This is a genomic window from Duganella sp. GW821-FHT01E12, from assembly GCF_059422325.1.
In genome coordinates, this window is the sequence record NZ_JBWKWR010000001.1 from 877,371 (window position 1) to 892,890 (window position 15,520).

14 protein-coding genes are annotated in these 15,520 nt (G+C 67.3%); 8 read left to right on the top strand and 6 right to left on the bottom strand.

Annotated features, from left to right (window positions below):
- Positions 1-10: 10 nt before the first annotated feature.
- From AC07WS_RS03730 to AC07WS_RS03750, 5 genes are read right to left on the bottom strand one after another with little or no spacing between them, the layout of a single operon-like run.
- Entirely contained in the window at positions 11-1,360 is a 1,350-nt protein-coding gene (locus tag AC07WS_RS03730; protein WP_494727767.1) for a sigma-54-dependent transcriptional regulator, read from the bottom strand.
- Between the two features lie 47 nt (positions 1,361-1,407).
- Positions 1,408-2,643, bottom strand: coding sequence for an ABC transporter permease (locus AC07WS_RS03735; protein WP_494727768.1), 1,236 nt, complete (start codon positions 2,641-2,643; stop codon positions 1,408-1,410).
- Between the two features lie 12 nt (positions 2,644-2,655).
- Positions 2,656-3,972 (bottom strand): ABC transporter permease, encoded by a 1,317-nt coding sequence (locus tag AC07WS_RS03740; RefSeq protein ID WP_494728046.1) that lies wholly within the window; start codon positions 3,970-3,972, stop codon positions 2,656-2,658.
- Between the two features lie 10 nt (positions 3,973-3,982).
- Entirely contained in the window at positions 3,983-4,717 is a 735-nt protein-coding gene (locus AC07WS_RS03745) for an ABC transporter ATP-binding protein (RefSeq protein WP_494727769.1), read from the bottom strand.
- 20 nt (positions 4,718-4,737) lie between these two features.
- A complete protein-coding gene (locus AC07WS_RS03750; protein WP_494727770.1) occupies positions 4,738-6,012 on the bottom strand; it encodes an efflux RND transporter periplasmic adaptor subunit in 1,275 nt (424 codons plus the stop codon).
- Positions 6,013-6,205: 193 nt separating this feature from the next.
- Between AC07WS_RS03750 and AC07WS_RS03755 the strand changes: the two genes are divergently transcribed.
- The 8 genes from AC07WS_RS03755 to AC07WS_RS03790 all read left to right on the top strand — a co-directional run bounded on the left by AC07WS_RS03755 (position 6,206) and on the right by AC07WS_RS03790 (position 13,384).
- Complete coding sequence (locus AC07WS_RS03755) at positions 6,206-7,789, top strand: MutS-related protein (protein ID WP_494727771.1); 1,584 nt, start codon at positions 6,206-6,208, stop codon at positions 7,787-7,789.
- 120 nt (positions 7,790-7,909) lie between these two features.
- Positions 7,910-8,350 carry a DUF4214 domain-containing protein gene (locus AC07WS_RS03760; protein WP_494727772.1) on the top strand — a complete coding sequence of 147 codons (441 nt, stop codon included), beginning with the start codon at positions 7,910-7,912 and terminating at the stop codon, positions 8,348-8,350.
- A gap of 93 nt (positions 8,351-8,443) precedes the next feature.
- The gene (locus AC07WS_RS03765; RefSeq protein WP_494727773.1) at positions 8,444-8,884 is read left to right on the top strand and encodes a DUF4214 domain-containing protein; all 441 of its coding nucleotides are present in this window, start codon (positions 8,444-8,446) and stop codon (positions 8,882-8,884) included.
- 106 nt (positions 8,885-8,990) lie between these two features.
- On the top strand, positions 8,991-9,518 hold the full coding sequence (locus AC07WS_RS03770; protein ID WP_494727774.1) for a GbsR/MarR family transcriptional regulator: 528 nt from the start codon (positions 8,991-8,993) through the stop codon (positions 9,516-9,518).
- A 56-nt stretch (positions 9,519-9,574) separates the two neighbouring features.
- On the top strand, positions 9,575-10,195 hold the full coding sequence (locus AC07WS_RS03775) for a DUF4166 domain-containing protein (RefSeq protein ID WP_494727775.1): 621 nt from the start codon (positions 9,575-9,577) through the stop codon (positions 10,193-10,195).
- Positions 10,192-11,640 (top strand): TIGR01777 family oxidoreductase, encoded by a 1,449-nt coding sequence (locus tag AC07WS_RS03780; protein ID WP_494727776.1) that lies wholly within the window; start codon positions 10,192-10,194, stop codon positions 11,638-11,640. The genes AC07WS_RS03775 and AC07WS_RS03780 overlap by 4 nt, the downstream gene beginning before the upstream one ends.
- A gap of 14 nt (positions 11,641-11,654) precedes the next feature.
- A complete protein-coding gene (locus tag AC07WS_RS03785; protein ID WP_494727777.1) occupies positions 11,655-12,920 on the top strand; it encodes an SDR family oxidoreductase in 1,266 nt (421 codons plus the stop codon).
- On the top strand, positions 12,920-13,384 hold the full coding sequence (locus AC07WS_RS03790) for a DUF2269 family protein (protein ID WP_494727778.1): 465 nt from the start codon (positions 12,920-12,922) through the stop codon (positions 13,382-13,384). Before AC07WS_RS03785 ends, AC07WS_RS03790 begins: the two co-directional genes overlap by 1 nt.
- Here AC07WS_RS03790 and AC07WS_RS03795 read toward each other — a convergent pair.
- Positions 13,381-15,501: a response regulator gene (locus tag AC07WS_RS03795; protein ID WP_494727779.1), complete on the bottom strand. Its 2,121-nt coding sequence runs from the start codon at positions 15,499-15,501 to the stop codon at positions 13,381-13,383. The two genes, AC07WS_RS03790 and AC07WS_RS03795, sit on opposite strands and share 4 nt — an antisense overlap.
- Positions 15,502-15,520 lie beyond the last annotated feature (19 nt).

Below are 15,520 nucleotides of genomic sequence, written 5' to 3' on the forward strand. Positions count from 1 at the left end.
GCGGCGCGCATCAGGGGCGGGCGATGCCCAGCCGCTCCATGCGGCGGTACAGCGCCTGGCGCGACAGGCCCAGCTCGGCGGCGGCCTGCGCCACCACGCCGCCGGCGCGGCTCAGCGCCAGGCCGATGGTGTCGCGGTCGGGCTCGCGCGCGCCGTCCTCGGCGAGGGCGCTGGCGGCGGCCGCCGGCAGGCCCAGGTCGGCGGCCTTGATGACGTCGCCCGTGGCCAGCAGGCCGGCGCGCGCCATCACGTTCTTCAGTTCGCGCACATTGCCCGGCCACGGGTGGGCCAGCAGCGCGGCCTGCGCCGACGGGTGCAGCTGCAGCTGCTGGTGGGCGCCGAGGAAGTGCCGGGCCAGCGGCAGGATGTCGGCCGGCCGCCCGGCCAGCGGCGGCAGCCGCAGCTCGATCACGTTGAGGCGGTAGAACAGGTCCTCGCGGAAGCTGCCGGCCCGTATCATGGCCTGCAGGTCGGCGTTGGTGGCGCTGACCACGCGCACCTTGACCTGGCGCTCGCGGTTCGAGCCGAGCCGCTCGAAGCGGCCGGTCTCCAGCACCCGCAGCAGCTTCATCTGTCCGGCCAGCGGCAGGTTGCCGATCTCGTCGAGGAACAGCGTGCCGCCGTCGGCAGCCTCGAACTTGCCCTCGCGCGCCTTGGACGCGCCGGTGTAGGCGCCGGCGTCGGCGCCGAACAGCTCGGCCTCGATCAGCTCGGCCGGCAGCGCGCCGCAATTCAACACCACGAAGGGGCCGTCGCGCACGGCGGAGTTGGCCTGTATGATCTCGGCGATGCGCTCCTTGCCGGTGCCGTTCGGCCCGGAGATCAGGACCGGGACGTCGGCGCGCGCCACCTGGCAGGCCAGGTGCACCACGCGCTCGGTGGCCGGGTCCTGCCACACCATGCCGCGCAGGTCGTAGCCGCGTTCGAGCTCGCGCCGCTGGCGCAGCTCGGTCTGCAGGCGCTGCTGCAGGGCCCGCTTGGCCTGGCCCAGCTCGATCAGATTGTGCACCGTGGCGATCAGGCGGTTGTCGTCCCACGGCTTGGCCAGGTAGTCGGCCGCGCCGGCCTTGACCAGGTCGACCGCCGCGTCCAGGTGGGTCCAGGCGGTCAGCAGGATCACCGGCAGCTCGGGATGGCGCTCGCGGATGGCGCGGAACAGCGCCGTGCCCTCCTCGCCCGAGGTGGTGTCGGCCGAGAAGTTCATGTCCTGCAGCACCAGGTCGACGCTGTGCTGTTCCAGCAGCGCCAGGCCGGCTTCGGGGGAGGCCGCGCGCAGCGCGTCGATGTCGTGCAGCGAGAACAGCACTTCAAGCGCGATGGCGACGGCGGCGTTGTCGTCGATGATCAATACGGTAGGCATGCCGTAAGCATAACATTGTCGCGGCATGCCCGGTGCGGCCAACATCGTCAGGCGCTGCGGGTGGCGGTGGCCGGCGAGATGCTGGCCGCACGCCAGGCCGGGCCGTACACGGCGATCACGCCCAGCGCCCAGAACACGGCGGCGCCGGCGACCAGGTAGCCGGCCGGCAGGCGCGCCATCTCCAGCTGGCTCACCAGCAGCTGGTTCAGGCCCAGCGCCAGCAGCACGCCGGCCGCCACGCCGACGCTGGTGATCATGAAGTTCTCGGTGACGAAGTAGCGCAGGATGTCGAGCCGGCGCGCCCCCAGCGCGCGCCGCACGCCGATCTGCTTGCGCCGCTGCGTGACCCACAGGCTGGCCATGCCGACGATGCCGCTGGCGGTGATCAGCAGCAGCAGCACGCTGACCGTCACCAGCATCCAGGCCAGCGCCTTGTCGGCGCGGTAGCGGTTGGTGCGCATGTCGACCATGGTGCGGGTCCTGACGATGATTGGGGTCGGCGAGGCGGCGCGCAGCGCCGCCTCGGCCTCCTTGATCACGCGGTCCAGCTGGCCCGGCTCGGCGCGCAGCGTGTAGCCGTCGGCGTCGTCGCCGGTCAGGCGCACCGGCACCAGCGTGGAGAACTCGCCGGTTTCGTCGATCTGGGCGCTGGGTGTCTGCAACTGGTCGACCACGCCGACCACGCGCGCGTCCTTGGCCTTCTCGCCGGTGCCGAAGTAGACGGTCTTGCCGATCACGCTGGCCTGGCCCGGCCACATCTTCTCGGCCAGCTTGCGGCTGACGATGACCACCTTGGGCATTTCATCGCTGGTGTTCTGGTCGATCTCCGGGATTTCGCCCGGCAGGAAATCGCGCCCCTCGACCAGGTGCAAGCCCCAGGTCTGTATCAGCGAATCGGGACCGTAGTAGGTGGTCGATTGCACGGTCGATTTGACCTGCTTGCGGTCCAGGGCCAGGCCGGTGTAGTTGCCCGAGCGCGACAGCGGCATCTGCGAGACCATGGCCACCGACAGCACGCCAGGCACGGCGCGCATCAGCGCCGTCTCGCGGTGCTGCACCGCCAGCTGGTCCTGGTGGCCGCCGTTCTTCAGGTGGCGGATCTGCAGGGCGAACACGTCCTGCTCGCGTTCCAGGCCGCTGGTGCGGGCCGACACGGCCTGGCGCACCTGCACGATGTGCAGCGCGTTGGCCAGGATCGCCAGGCTCAGCGCGACCTGGACGGCGACCAGCACCGGGCCGGTCTTGTTGCGCAACAGCGCGGAAAGGATGGGGCGGATTTCCATGGTGCGGCTCCGTTATTGAGATTTGAGTTGCAGCGCCGGCGTGACCTGGCAGGCGCGCCAGGTCGGCAGCAGGCCGGCCAGCACGGCCGCCAGCACCGCCAGCGCGAAGGTGGTCACCAGCATGATCCAGTCCATGTGGGCCACCACCGTCAGCGCCTTCGACTGCATGGCGATCAGCGCCAGCGCGCCGAAGGCCAGCACCAGACCGAGCGCGCCGCCGACCAGGCCGACCACCGTGGTCTCGATCAGGAACTGGTGGAAGATCTCGCGGCGCGAGGCGCCCAGCGCGCGGCGGATGCCGACCTCGGCGGCGCGCACCGAGAACTTGGCCAGCAGCAGGCCTATCGTGTTGACCAGGCACAGCACCAGGAAGCCGAACGCCAGCCAGGCCGACAGCTTGTTGTCGTTGCCGACCACCTTCATGTAGTCCAGCCACTCGCGCACGTCGTACAGCTTGTTGGGGGCATTGCGCTTGAGCCGGCCCAGCTTGCGCTGCTCGATGGCGTAGCTGTCGAGGAAGCTCTGCAGCTCGGCGCGGTCGCCGGCGCCGCGGGTCTCGATCCAGCCCTGGATCCAGGTGCACTCCGAGTCGATGAAGGCCTGGAAGCCGGGCGCCACGTCCTCGTTGCAGGTGGTGCTGCCGTTGCGCTGCATCTCGTGGCGGATGGCGCTGGTGAACGGAATGTACAGCTCGTCCTCCTCGCTGAAGGCGCCGTCCGGGCTGCCGAGGATGCGGTGGAAGCGCGGCACCACGTTCCAGGCGTCGAGCACGCCGACGATCTGGTACTGCAGGCCGGCCAGCGTCATGCGCTGGCCGACCGGGTCGGTGCTGCCGTACAGTTTTTCCGCCAGCCTGCGGCTCAGTACGACGACGTCGGCGCCGGCCTTGTCGTCGGCCGGGCTCCAGCCCTGGCCGTGCAGGAAGGGCGCCTCGAACATGTTGAAGAAGTCGCCGTACGGCGCCAGGCCGTGCGCGGTGAACACGCCGACATCCTTGCGCTGCGGCTCGACCGGCACGGCGATGCCGTAGATCGCGGTGCGGCGCTCGCCGACCTTGCTGTTGACCAGGTTGACGGCGTCGCGGTAGCTGAGCTGGCGGTCGCCGGGCGCGTCGCCCGGCTTGTAGCCTTCGACCGGGCCGTTGTCGACCAGCGGCACGAACAGGCGGTCGCTCTTGGACGGGATCGGGTCGCCCGACATCACGTGCAGGATGGTCAGCGTGGCCACGCTGGCGGCCACGCCGACGGCCAGGGTCAGCACCATCAGCGCGGTCAGGGCCGGGTTGCGGCGCAGGCTGCGCAGGCCCAGCAGGAAGTAGTAGTGGAACATGCGGCGCTCCTTATGCGACATGGGTTTTGCCGTCGGCGTTGGCGTGGGAGTTCGCATCGAACAAGGTCGGCGCCTTGCGCACCAGGTCCGACACCTGGCCGTCGATGATGTGGACGTTGCGCTGCGAGCGCACCGCCAGCTCCGGGTCGTGGGTCACCATCAGGATGGTCGTGCCCTGGGCGTTGATCTCCTCCAGCAGCTCCATCACGCCGCGCGCCATCTGGGTGTCGAGGTTGCCGGTCGGCTCGTCGGCCAGCAGCAGCTTGGGCGAGCCGGCCAGCGCGCGCGCGATCGCCACCCGCTGCTGTTGCCCGCCCGACAGCTCGGCCGGATAGTGCTTCATGCGCGAGGCCAGCCCGACCTTGGACAGCGCGTCCTCGATGCGCTCCTTGCGCTCGGCCGCGTTGAAGCCGCGGTAGCGCAGCGGCACATCGACATTGTCGAACAGCGACAGGTCGGGGATCAGGTTGAAGCCCTGGAAGATGAAGCCCAGCTTCTCGTTGCGCAGGCGCGAGCGGGCGTTGTCGTCCATGCCCTTGACGTTGATGCCGTCGAGGATGTACTCGCCGTCGGTGAACTCCTCGAGCAGGCCGGCGATGTTGAGGAAGCTGGTCTTGCCGGAGCCGGAGGGGCCGGTCACGGTGACGAACTCGCCCTGCTTGACGTTGATCTCGAAGCCGCGCAGCGCGTGGGTTTCGATCATGTGGGTGCGGTAGACTTTGCTCAGGTTTTGCATGCGCAGCATGGAGGGCCTCTTCAGAAAAATTAGGGATTGATCGAGACGCGCTCGGCGTTCTCGAAGGTTTCGGTGCCGGAGATGACGACCTTGTCGCCCTGTTTCAAACCGCCCAGGACTTCCACCGCGGAGACGCTGGTGGCGCCCATCTTGATCGGGGTGCGGATGGCGATGCCGTCGCGGACGACATAAGCGTAGCGGCCGCCCTCGGACTCGACGAACGGGCCGCGCTGCAGCATCAGCGTGTTGGGTTTTTCGTCGATCAGCAGGCGGGCGGTGACGCGCTGGTTCTGGCGCAGGCCGGCCGGCTGGGCGGCGGTGAAGCGCACCCGCGCCAGCACCTGGTTCTTGACCACCTCCGGCGACAGCGCCGACAGCTTGGCGTTGGCGGTGCCGGTGCCGGTGCCGAAGTTGACCTCGGCGTTCATGCCCAGGCCGATGTCGGACACATAGGTCTCCGGCACCTCCAGCTCGACCTCCAGGCGCGACAGGTCGACCAGCGTCATCAAGGGCGCGTTGGCCGGCACCACGCTGCGGTTGGCCACCGACAGCGTGCCGATGAAGCCGTCCACCGGCGCGCGCACGGTGAGCTCGTCGACGCGGCGCTGGGCGTTGGCCAGCGACAGGCGTTGGCGGTCCAGCTCGTTGATCTTGGTCTTCAGTTCCAGCGCCACGTTGTCGCTTTCCAGCTCGGCCGCCTGGCCGGCGTGCTTGGCGCGGATCTCGGCCGAGTTCAGCGCGTCCTTGGCCTTCTGGTATTCGATCTTGGCGATGATGCCCTCGTTGGAGACGGCGTTGTAGCGCTCCAGCGTGCGCAGCGCGGAGACGCGCTCGATCTCGGCGGTGTCGGCGTCGCGCCGGGCCAGCAGCTTCTGCTTGCGGGCCAGGATCTGCTGGCGCGCCACCTCGGCCTCCAGTTGCAGATAGCTGGACTGCTCGCGCTTGAGCGCGTCGGTCAGGTCGGGCGATTCCAGCACCGCCAGGATGTCGCCCTTCTTGACCGTGTCGCCGGCGGCCGCCTTCAGCGTCACCGTGGCCGGCGAGGCCGAGTACAGCGTCGGGCTGATGGCGGCGACGATGCGGCCGTTGACGGCGGCGTCGCGGATCAGCGTGCCGCGGCCCACCTCGGCGATGCGCAGGCGCGACATATTGACCGAGTGGTCGCTGCCGCGCCACGCGTGGAGCACGGAATAGGCCGCCGCCGCCACGGCCACGGCGCCGACCGCGATCAGCAGGCGGCGCTTGGTGGCTTGCCCCTTGGGGGCGGCGATGACGGCGTCTTGATTGGAGGTGTCGCGTATCATGATCGTGTAAAAGTGTAGAGACAGGCAACGTTATGCAGAAACCGTGCCAGTGGTTAAGTGATTGATTTGATTGACAATGTCGCACGCCGTCCGCTGTCCGCCCGCCTGTCCGGTCGTCCGCCGTGTCCGGCCGCGCTTGATAAAACGGCAAGCGTGACCATGTGTGGCGCTGTCGCCCCCAACCGAGTTCCACATGACCCTGTTTGACCGCCTGAGCCGCATCCTGCTGCCCGCCGAAGCGCCGGTAGCCGATTACCCCTTTGTCGCCAGCGACGTCGCGCTGTACCGGCGCACCGCCCACGCCGACGCCAGCGTGCTGGACGACCAGACCTGGGACGACATGCTGCTGCCGCAATACAGCGCGCAACTGGCGCGCGAGACCAGCATCTTCGGCCAGCAGGAGCTGCACCGGCGCCTGCACGCGGACGGCGGCGGCGGGGCGGCGTCCGCCGTCCGGGTGCGGACACTGGCGCAGGACGCCGGACAGCGGCAGCGCCTGCACACGGCTTGCACCGGCCTGCGCCGCGCCGACCGCGAGGTCAGCGCCACCCTGTTCGGCGCCGCGCCGGCGCCATCGCCGCGCTGGGTGGCGCTGCTGCCGTGGCTGCCGCCGGCGCTGTTGCTGACGGTGGTGCTGGCGCTGGCCACCGGCGTGGTGGCGCTGTGGGGCGTGGTCGTGACGCTGTGGCTGGCGCTGATGGCGGTGCAGGTGCGCTACCACGAGGCGATCGAGGAATGGGACCGCGTCCGCGCCACGCTGCAGCAGCTGCTGCGCAGCCACAGCCTGCTGGCCGCGCTGGACGATCCGCTGACGGCCTGCCTGCGCGACGACGCCGCGCAGGCAGGCAAGCTCAATCGCCAGCTCAGCCAGTCGGCGGCCGGCAACCTGCCCGGCGTGCGCGAGTACCGCGACTGGCTGTGGCTGATGAACGTGCGCCACTACTTCGCCAGCCGCGACGCGGTGCGCGCCCGGCTGGAGTTCCTGCGCGCCAGCTTCCAGCGCGTGGCGGCGCTGGAGGCCGACCTGGCGCTGGCGCGGCACCTGGCGCAGACCCCGCGCCACTGCTGGGCGCAGCAGGGCGGCGACGTCGCGCTGGAGCGGGTGGTGCATCCGCTGCTGGAACGGGCCGAGCCGCTGTCGTTCACGCTGGCGGGGCAGGGCGCCTTCATCTCGGGGCAGAACGGCATCGGCAAGAGCACGCTGCTGCGCACGGTGGGCCTGAACCTGATCGTCGCGCGCGCCTTCGGCTTCTGCTACGCCGAGCGGGCGGTCACGCCGCAGCTGCCGGTGTACTCCAGCATGCAGAGCGAGGACGCGCTCGAGGGCGGCGAGAGCCTGTACATCGCCGAGCTGCGCCGGGCGCGCGAGCTGCTGGCGCTGGCCGAATGCGCGCCGGCCGTGTTCATCATCGACGAGATCTTCCGCGGCACCAACCACCTGGAATCGATCTCGGCGGCGGCGGCGGTGCTGCACACGCTGTCGCAGCAGGGCACGGTGATCGTCTCCTCGCACAACCTGGTGCTGGCGCCGCTGCTGGCGGATCGCCTGACGCCGTGGTGCGTCAGCCGCGTGGGCGAGGGCCTGCGGGTGGCGCCGGGCGTGCTGGCCGATACGAATGGCATCGCCCTGCTGGCGGCGCGCGGATTCGACCACGCCATCTCGCTGAAGGCCGGCCGCGTGTTCGACTGGCTGAGCGCGCAGGCGCACAGCCCGCAGCTGCGGCAGCCCGCCGCCAGCGTTCTATGGGCAGATGACCCCATGCAACATTTTTGTTGAGTTAAATAAAAAGTAAGGTTAGTATATTTGAATTGCATATAAGTAAAAATTAGCATCTTGAGAAGATGCTGATGTATGCAGTGCCATTTAAACTCAACCACACTTTTTGAGGGCAATACGATGTCGTCTACGACTTTTGAAATTGAAAAGCTGTACATTGAATTCTTTAATCGTCCTGCTGACGCAGGCGGGCTGCAGTTCTGGAGCAACGCGGCCAATAACGGCGCCACCATCACCCAGATCGCGCATGCGATGGAAAACTCGGTCGAGTACCAAACGCACTTCACGAACCAGTGGTCCTACGGGGTGGATGCCAGCGTCGATAACGCTTTCATGAACATGTTTGACCACCACGCCAGCATGCAACAGCTGGATGCCTGGGGCTACAAATTCATGGACGCCCTGGTCAATCACACCCCGACCTCGGACGTGATCATGCAAATCGCCGATGCCGCCACCGGCGCCGATCTGCAGCACCTGATGCAAAAAGTCACCAACGCCCTGCCGGTTCAACTGGTCGGCGTGCAGTCCCACGACGTACAACACGTCGTCCTCGCCTAAGCAGAGGCTGGCATCCGTGGCCGGGTCCTGATAAGCCGGCCACGGAGTTGATTTTCAAGAATTAAATTCCACCGCACTTTTTGGAGCAATAAGATGTCGTCCACGACTTTCGAAATCGAGAAGCTGTACATTGAATTCTTTAATCGTCCCGCCGAGACAGCCGGCCTGCAGTTCTGGAGCAACATAGCCAATAACGGCGCCACCATTACCCAGATCGCTCACAGCATGGAGAACTCGGCTGAGTACAAGGCCGCCTTCACCCAGACCTGGAGCAGCGGTGTTCCGACCAGCGTCGACCACGCCTTCATGAACATGTTTGACCGCCATGCCACCGCAGCGGAGCTGACCAACTGGGGCGTGAAATTCTACGGCGCCCTGGTGGAGCACACCCCGACCTCGGACGTGATCATGCAAATCGGCGATGCCGCCACCGGCGCCGATCTGCAGCACCTGATGCAAAAAGTCACGGACGCCCTGCCGGTTCAACTGGTCGGCGTGCAGTCCCACGAAGTGCAGCACATCGTCCTCGCCTAAGCAGAGGATGTCATCCGTGGCCGGGCCCAGGTAAGCCGGCCACGGAGTTGATTTCTTAGAAAATTTGGCCTATGATTTCTGTAATGACAGAAATTAAGGAAATTCCATGACACTCGCGCCGACCATCCAGAAATACATCCTGCACTGGGGGGAGATGGGCACGCGCTGGGGCGTCAACCGCACGGTGGCGCAGATCCACGCGCTGCTGTTCCTGTCCAACCGGCCGCTGCCGGCCGAGGAGATCGCCGACACGCTGGGCGTGGCGCGCTCCAACGTCAGCAACAGCCTGAAGGAGTTGCAGAGCTGGGGACTGGTGCGCATCAGCCATGTGGCCGGCGACCGCCGCGACCACTTCGTCGCCCTGCAGGACGTGTGGGAAATCTTCCGCGTCATCGTCGAGGAGCGCAAGAAGCGCGAGATCGACCCCACGCTGGCCGTGCTGCGCGAATGCGCGGCCGAGGCTGAAAACGATGCGGCGCTGGAGCAGGCCACCAAGGTCAAGATGGACCAGGTGCTGGACTTCCTCGAAATGCTGACCGCCACCTACGGCGACTACAAGCACCTGCCGCCCGCCACCATGCAGCGCTTCCTGAAGATGGGCGGCAAAGTGGCGCGGCTGCTGGGCGGAGACTGACCTTTTTTTTCACGCGATATTTCTGTCTTTGCAGAAAACACTGACAAGGCTGTGCCATGAAGATCCCTTCCGAAGGTGAACTGTTCAAGAAAATCCTGGGGCCGGAATGGCGCCGGCTGCATCCCGACATCCAGGCACGCTTCGACAAGAATCCGCTGCCGGGCAAGCCGCTCAACTACCGCGGCAGCCTGTCGGAGCTGACCTGCTCGCGGATTGGCCGGCTGCTGGGCTACCTGACCATGCCGCTGATCCAGGGCGCGCTGATGCCCTACAACGACGCCGATTTCCCGGTCGATATCCAGGTCTATTCCAAGCCCGATTGCGCGGCGATCTTCAAGCAGCGCATCTACCGGCTCAATGGCCGCAAGCCGGTCATGTTCACCTCCTTCATGGCCGAGAGCAGCAAAGGCGAAGTGCTCGAATACGTCGGCATGGGCCTGGGCATGAAGCTGTTGCTGGACGTCCGCGACGGCAACCTGCACTTCGAAAGCGACGGCTATTTCTGGCAAGTGCTGGGCGTGCGCATACCGCTGCCGGACGTGCTCACGCCGGGCAAGACCTTCCTCTGCCACCGCAACAACAGCGCCAACCAGTTCGACATCCGCATCGAGATCCGGCACGCGCTGTTCGGCACCACCTTCACGCAGGCCGGCGTGTTCCGCGAGGTGGCGGCATGAACACCCACCTGCTGGCCTTGCAGTTGATGGCCTTCCAGGGCTGCCTCGGCGCGTTCGACACCCTGTACCACCACGAGCTGACCGAGGCGCTGCCCGGCCGCGCCTCGGCCCGGCGCGAGCTGTCCATTCACGCCGTGCGCGCGCTGATCTACAGCGCCCTGTTCATCGGCCTTGCCGGCTGGGCGTTTCACGGCGCGTGGGCGCCGCTGCTGCTGGCCGTGTTCTCGGTCGAGATCGTGCTGACCTTGTGGGACTTCGTGGTGGAGGACCGCACCCGCCTGCTGCCGGCGACCGAGCGCGTCACCCACACGGTGCTGGCGATGAACGGCGGCGCCTTCATCGCGCTGCTGGCGCTGAACACGCCCGCATGGTGGGCCATGCCGACCGCGCTGGCCTGGCAACCGCACGGCGGCTTGAGCGTGTTCCTGGCGCTGTGCGGCGTGGGCGTGGGCTTGTCCGGCGTGCGCGACGCCTTTGCCGCGCGGGCCATCGGCAAGCTGGCGCAGCGCGACGGCGGCGCGCCGGAACCGGGTTTCGGCGCGCCGCAGCGCAGCTTCCTGGTGACCGGCGCCACCGGCTTTATCGGCCAGCGCCTGGTGCGCGCCCTGCTGCGCGACGGCCATCGCGTGACGGTGCTGACCCGCCAGCCGCGGCAAGCCGCATGGCTGTTCGACGGCCGCGTCGATTGCGTGGACAGCATGACGAACCTGCCGGCGTCGCGCCGCATCGATGTCGTGATCAACCTGGCCGGAGCGCGCATCCTGGGCTGGCGCTGGACCGCCGCCCGCCGCGCCGCGCTGCGCGCCAGCCGTGTGGCGCTGACGAATAATCTGGTGGCCTGGATCGCTGCGGCCGAGCACAAGCCGGCGCAGTTGATATCGGCCTCCGCCGTCGGCTACTACGGCACGCAGCGGCGCGGCGACGCCACCGTGCTGATGGAGGGCGACGGCCCGCAGCCCATGTTCATGTCCGACCTGTGCCGCGAATGGGAGCAGGCGGCGCAAGGCGCGGCGGCTCACGGCGTGCGCGTGGCGTGCACGCGTTTCGGGCTGGTGCTGGGCACGCAGGGCGCGCTGCCGATGATGCTGTTGCCGATCAAGCTGGGGCTGGGCGGGCCGCTGGGTGGCGGCACGCAATGGCTGTCGTGGATCCATGTCGACGACGTGATCGGCGGCATCGCCCACCTGTGCCGCTCGGGCGAGTCGGGCGCCTTCAACTTCACCGCGCCGGAGAACCTTACGCAGGCGCAGTTCAACCGCGTGGCGGCGGGTGTGCTGCGCCGCCCGTACGGCTTCCCCACGCCGGGCTGGCCGATGCGGCTGATGCTGGGCGAACAAGCGGACTTGCTGCTGGAAGGCCAGCGGGTCGCACCCGCGCGGCTGCTGGCCGGCGGCTACGCGTTCCGCCATCCGCAACTGGAAGGCGCGCTGCGCAGCCTCGTATGAGCGACGGAACACACATGAAAATATTGATACCGGGAGCGACAGGACTGATTGGCAGCCATGTCCTGCAGGCCTTGCGCGCCGCCGGCTGTACCGTGATCGGCGCCAGCCGCCGCCGTCCGGCCGATGAGCGCCGCGAAGACTGGATCGAAATGGACTTCGGCCGCATGGTCGATGAAGACGACTGGTTGCCGTTGCTGGCCGGTGTGGATGCGGTGGTTAATTGCGTCGGCATCATCCGCGAAGTGGACGCCGGCGATTTCGATCGCCTGCACCGCGCCGCGCCGGTGGCGCTGTTCGCGGCTTGCGAGCGTGCCGGCGTGCGGCGCGTGGTGCAGGTGTCGGCGCTCGGCAGCCATCCCGACGCGGCCACCGCCTACTGGCGCAGCAAGGGAGCGGCGGATGCCGATCTGCTGGCGCGTGCGCTCAGCGCCACCGTCGTCCGGCCGTCGCTGGTGTATGGCGAGGAGGGCGCCAGCAGCGTGATGTTCCGCATGCTGGCCACGCTGCCGGCGTTGCTGCTGCCGATGGCGCACGAGGCCAAGGTGCAGCCGATCCACGTTGACGACCTGGCGGAGGCGGTATGCCAGCTGGTGACGACGGCGGGAGCGGTGCCGCGCGAGCTGGCGGCGGTCGGCCCGCGCGCGATGACGATGGCCGGCTATCTCGATGCGCTGCGCACGGGCATGCGGGCGCCGCCGTCGCTGGTGCTGGACCTGCCGCTGCCGATGGCGCGCCTGGCCGCGCGCTTGGCGGCGCGGATGCCATCGAGCGCGTTGACGCCGGAATCGCTGCGGATGCTGGAGCTGAGCGCCGACGGCGGCAACACCGCGGATGCCGGTCCCGTTGGCGGCATGCTGGGCCGCGCGCTGCGCGATCCGGTGCGCTTCACGCGGCCGGCGCTGCGCATTGCCGCCGCGTGGTCGTGGGCCGAGCCGCTGCTGACGTGCGTGGTTGCCCTGCTGTGGCTGATCACCGCATGGGTCTCGTGGTTCGGCTGGCCGCATGCCGACAGCCGGGCGTGGCTGGCGGCCTGCGGCGTGCCGGCCGGCTTGCAGGAGCCGATGCTGCTGGCGGCCAGCGCCATGGATGCGGGCATGGGCGTGCTGCTGTTGCTGTGTCCGCGCCGCTGGCTATGGGCGGCGCAGCTGGCGCTGGCCGGCGGCTACACCGTCATCATGAGCGTTTGCCTGCCGCGGTTCTGGCTGCATCCGTTCGGCCCGCTGAGCAAGAACTTGCCCTTGCTGGCGTTGATGTTCCTGATGTGGAGAGTGAGTAAATAATGGACTACCTGGCGATCAAATGGCTGCACATCCTGTCGGCCACGCTGATGTTCGGCACCGGCTTCGGCACGGCGTTCTACATGTTTTTTGTTAATCGCAGCGGCAATGTGCAGGCCATGGCGGTGGTGACGCGGCTGGTGGCCAAAGCCGACTGGTGGTTCACCACGCCGGCCGTCATTATTCAGCCGCTGTCGGGCCTGTGGATGATACACCTGGCAGGTTTCCCGTTTGCCTCGACATGGATAGTCTGGTCGATAGCGTTGTACGTTTTGGCCGGCGCCTGCTGGCTGCCGGTGGTCTGGTTGCAATTGCGGATGCGCGACATGGCGCTGGCCGCCGCCCACAGCGGCGAGGCGCTGCCGGCGCGCTACTGGCGCTACGAGAAAATCTGGACCGCGCTGGGCTTCCCGGCCTTCGCCGGTTTGCTGGTGGTTTATTGGCTGATGGTGCACAAACCGGCTTAATCGCCGGCGGCACAGACGGTGTTCAACATGACTTGCTGCGACACTTGTTGCAACACGTCTTTCAGCTGCGCGACGATGGGGAGGGCGTCCGCCACCTCGCTGGCCGCCTCGGCCTGCGCCAGGTGCTCCAGATCCTGGCACAGGTCGGCCATGCGGAAAGCGCCGACACTGCGCGCCGCCGATTTGATGCGGTGGCCCAGTTCGCGCACCCGCTGCACCTCGCCGCGCGCCAGCGCAGCCTCGATGTCGCGCACCCCCTCCTGCGAACTGAGCAGGAATTTAAAGGCGAATTTGCGCACCTTCAGCGGATCGTAGCCGAGCAGCGTGGCCAGCACCGACAAGTCCAGCACGGCCGGGTCGGCGCCGGCCGTGGGCGCGAAGGCCGGCTGCGGCAACGGCGGCCGCCGCGGCTCGCCCGTCGCCGCGCGCGGCGGCAGCCAGTTGGCCACGGTCTGGTACATCAGGGCCGGCTGGACCGGCTTGGAAATGAAGCCGTTCATGCCGGCGTCGATGCAGCGCATCCGTGCTTCGGTGGTGGCGGTGGCGGTCATCGCCAACACCGGGATATGGGTCAGTTGCGGATCGGCGCGGATCAGGCGGGTCGCTTCCAGCCCATCCATGAGCGGCATTTGCAAGTCCATCAAAACGCAGTCGAATTCGGACTTGCGCATCTGTTCCAGCGCGTCGGCGCCGTTGCTGGCGAGGCTGACCGTGACGCCGGCCTCCTCCAGCATTTCCTGGGCGATCTGCTGGTTGAAGATATTGTCCTCGACTAGCAGGATGCGGGCCGCCCTCAGCGTCGCCATCAGGGCCGAGGTGTGGGCGCTGGCCAGCAGCTCGCCGGCGGCGTCGCCGATCTGGCTGATGAGCGCGGGCACGGTCTGGTACGACACGCCGAGCAGGGCGGTGAACCAGAAGGTGCTGCCCACCCCTGGCTGGCTGTGGACGCCGACATCGCCGCCCATCAGCTGGGCCAGTTCCTTGCAGATGGCCAAGCCGAGGCCGGTGCCGCCGAATTCGCGCGTGGTCGAGGTGTCGGCTTGCTGGAACGAGACAAATAACTTGGCCATTTCCGCTTTGGACAGGCCGATGCCCTGGTCGCTCACTTCGAAACGCACCAGGCAATCGTTGGCGTCGCCGACCATCTTGCGCACGCGGATCTCGATCCGGCCTTGCTCGCTGAACTTGATGGCGTTGTTGGCGTAGTTGATCAGCACCTGCCCCAGCCGCAGCGGATCGCCCACCAGCACCGGCGGCAGGGTGGGGTCGAGGTCGAACACCAGTTCCAGGTTGCGGGTGGCCGCCTTCGGCGCCACCACCGTGGTCAGCGTTTGCACCACTTGGTCGAGCGAGAAGGCGACGTGCTGGATATCCATCTTGCCGGCTTCGATCTTGGAGATGTCGAGGATGTCGTCGACGATGCCCAGCAGGTGCTCGCCGGCGAAGCGGATTTTTTCCAGGTAGTCGCGCTGGCGCGGGTCCAGCTCGGTCTTCAGCGCCAGGTGGGCCATGCCGATGACGCAGTTCAGCGGCGTGCGGATTTCGTGGCTCATATTCGACAGGAACTGCCCCTTGGCCATGCTGGCCGCCTCGGCCAGTTGCTTGGCCTGCTGCAGTTCCTTGTTCTTGGCCTCGAGCTGTTCCTCGTAGTGCCGTTCGGAGGTGACATCGTGATAGATAGTGACGAAACCGCTGATCGCGCCGTCCACGCCAAAGATGGGGCGGCCGATGATGTTCAGCACCACGCCATCGACCCTGGCCCGGGTGAAATTGTGGGGCTGGAACTTCAGGCACAGTTCCACCCGGGCGGCCACCAGCTGGTCGACATCGTCCGGGCCATAGTCACCGCGCAGGGCGATGTAACGGAACACTTCGGCCATGGTGACGCCGGGATGCATCACCTCGACCGGAAACCCCTGCAATTGACAGAAGGCGGGATTCCAAAAGCGGATGGTCAAGTCGCTGTCGACGATGGTGACCCCGACCGGCATGTATTCCAACGCAGCGGCCAGCCTGGGAAAATTCAACCTGATGAACTCTTCACTTTGAACTGTCTGTTCCATAAGTCGATCATCCAGCAGCGCCAAACAAGATATCTTCCCTGGTTCCGGGGCCATGCACCTTGGAGAAAACTGT

Bases quoted from the DNA above. Each gene is read 5' to 3' on its own strand.
- AC07WS_RS03730 (WP_494727767.1), bottom strand. From the start codon at position 1,360: ATGCCTACCGTATTGATCATCGACGACAACGCCGCCGTCGCCATCGCG.
- AC07WS_RS03735 (WP_494727768.1), bottom strand. From the start codon at position 2,643: ATGGAAATCCGCCCCATCCTTTCCGCGCTGTTGCGCAACAAGACCGGC.
- AC07WS_RS03740 (WP_494728046.1), bottom strand. From the start codon at position 3,972: ATGTTCCACTACTACTTCCTGCTGGGCCTGCGCAGCCTGCGCCGCAAC.
- AC07WS_RS03745 (WP_494727769.1), bottom strand. From the start codon at position 4,717: ATGCTGCGCATGCAAAACCTGAGCAAAGTCTACCGCACCCACATGATC.
- AC07WS_RS03750 (WP_494727770.1), bottom strand. From the start codon at position 6,012: ATGATACGCGACACCTCCAATCAAGACGCCGTCATCGCCGCCCCCAAG.
- AC07WS_RS03755 (WP_494727771.1), top strand. From the start codon at position 6,206: ATGACCCTGTTTGACCGCCTGAGCCGCATCCTGCTGCCCGCCGAAGCG.
- AC07WS_RS03760 (WP_494727772.1), top strand. From the start codon at position 7,910: ATGTCGTCTACGACTTTTGAAATTGAAAAGCTGTACATTGAATTCTTT.
- AC07WS_RS03765 (WP_494727773.1), top strand. From the start codon at position 8,444: ATGTCGTCCACGACTTTCGAAATCGAGAAGCTGTACATTGAATTCTTT.
- AC07WS_RS03770 (WP_494727774.1), top strand. From the start codon at position 8,991: ATGACACTCGCGCCGACCATCCAGAAATACATCCTGCACTGGGGGGAG.
- AC07WS_RS03775 (WP_494727775.1), top strand. From the start codon at position 9,575: ATGAAGATCCCTTCCGAAGGTGAACTGTTCAAGAAAATCCTGGGGCCG.
- AC07WS_RS03780 (WP_494727776.1), top strand. From the start codon at position 10,192: ATGAACACCCACCTGCTGGCCTTGCAGTTGATGGCCTTCCAGGGCTGC.
- AC07WS_RS03785 (WP_494727777.1), top strand. From the start codon at position 11,655: ATGAAAATATTGATACCGGGAGCGACAGGACTGATTGGCAGCCATGTC.
- AC07WS_RS03790 (WP_494727778.1), top strand. From the start codon at position 12,920: ATGGACTACCTGGCGATCAAATGGCTGCACATCCTGTCGGCCACGCTG.
- AC07WS_RS03795 (WP_494727779.1), bottom strand. From the start codon at position 15,501: ATGGCCCCGGAACCAGGGAAGATATCTTGTTTGGCGCTGCTGGATGAT.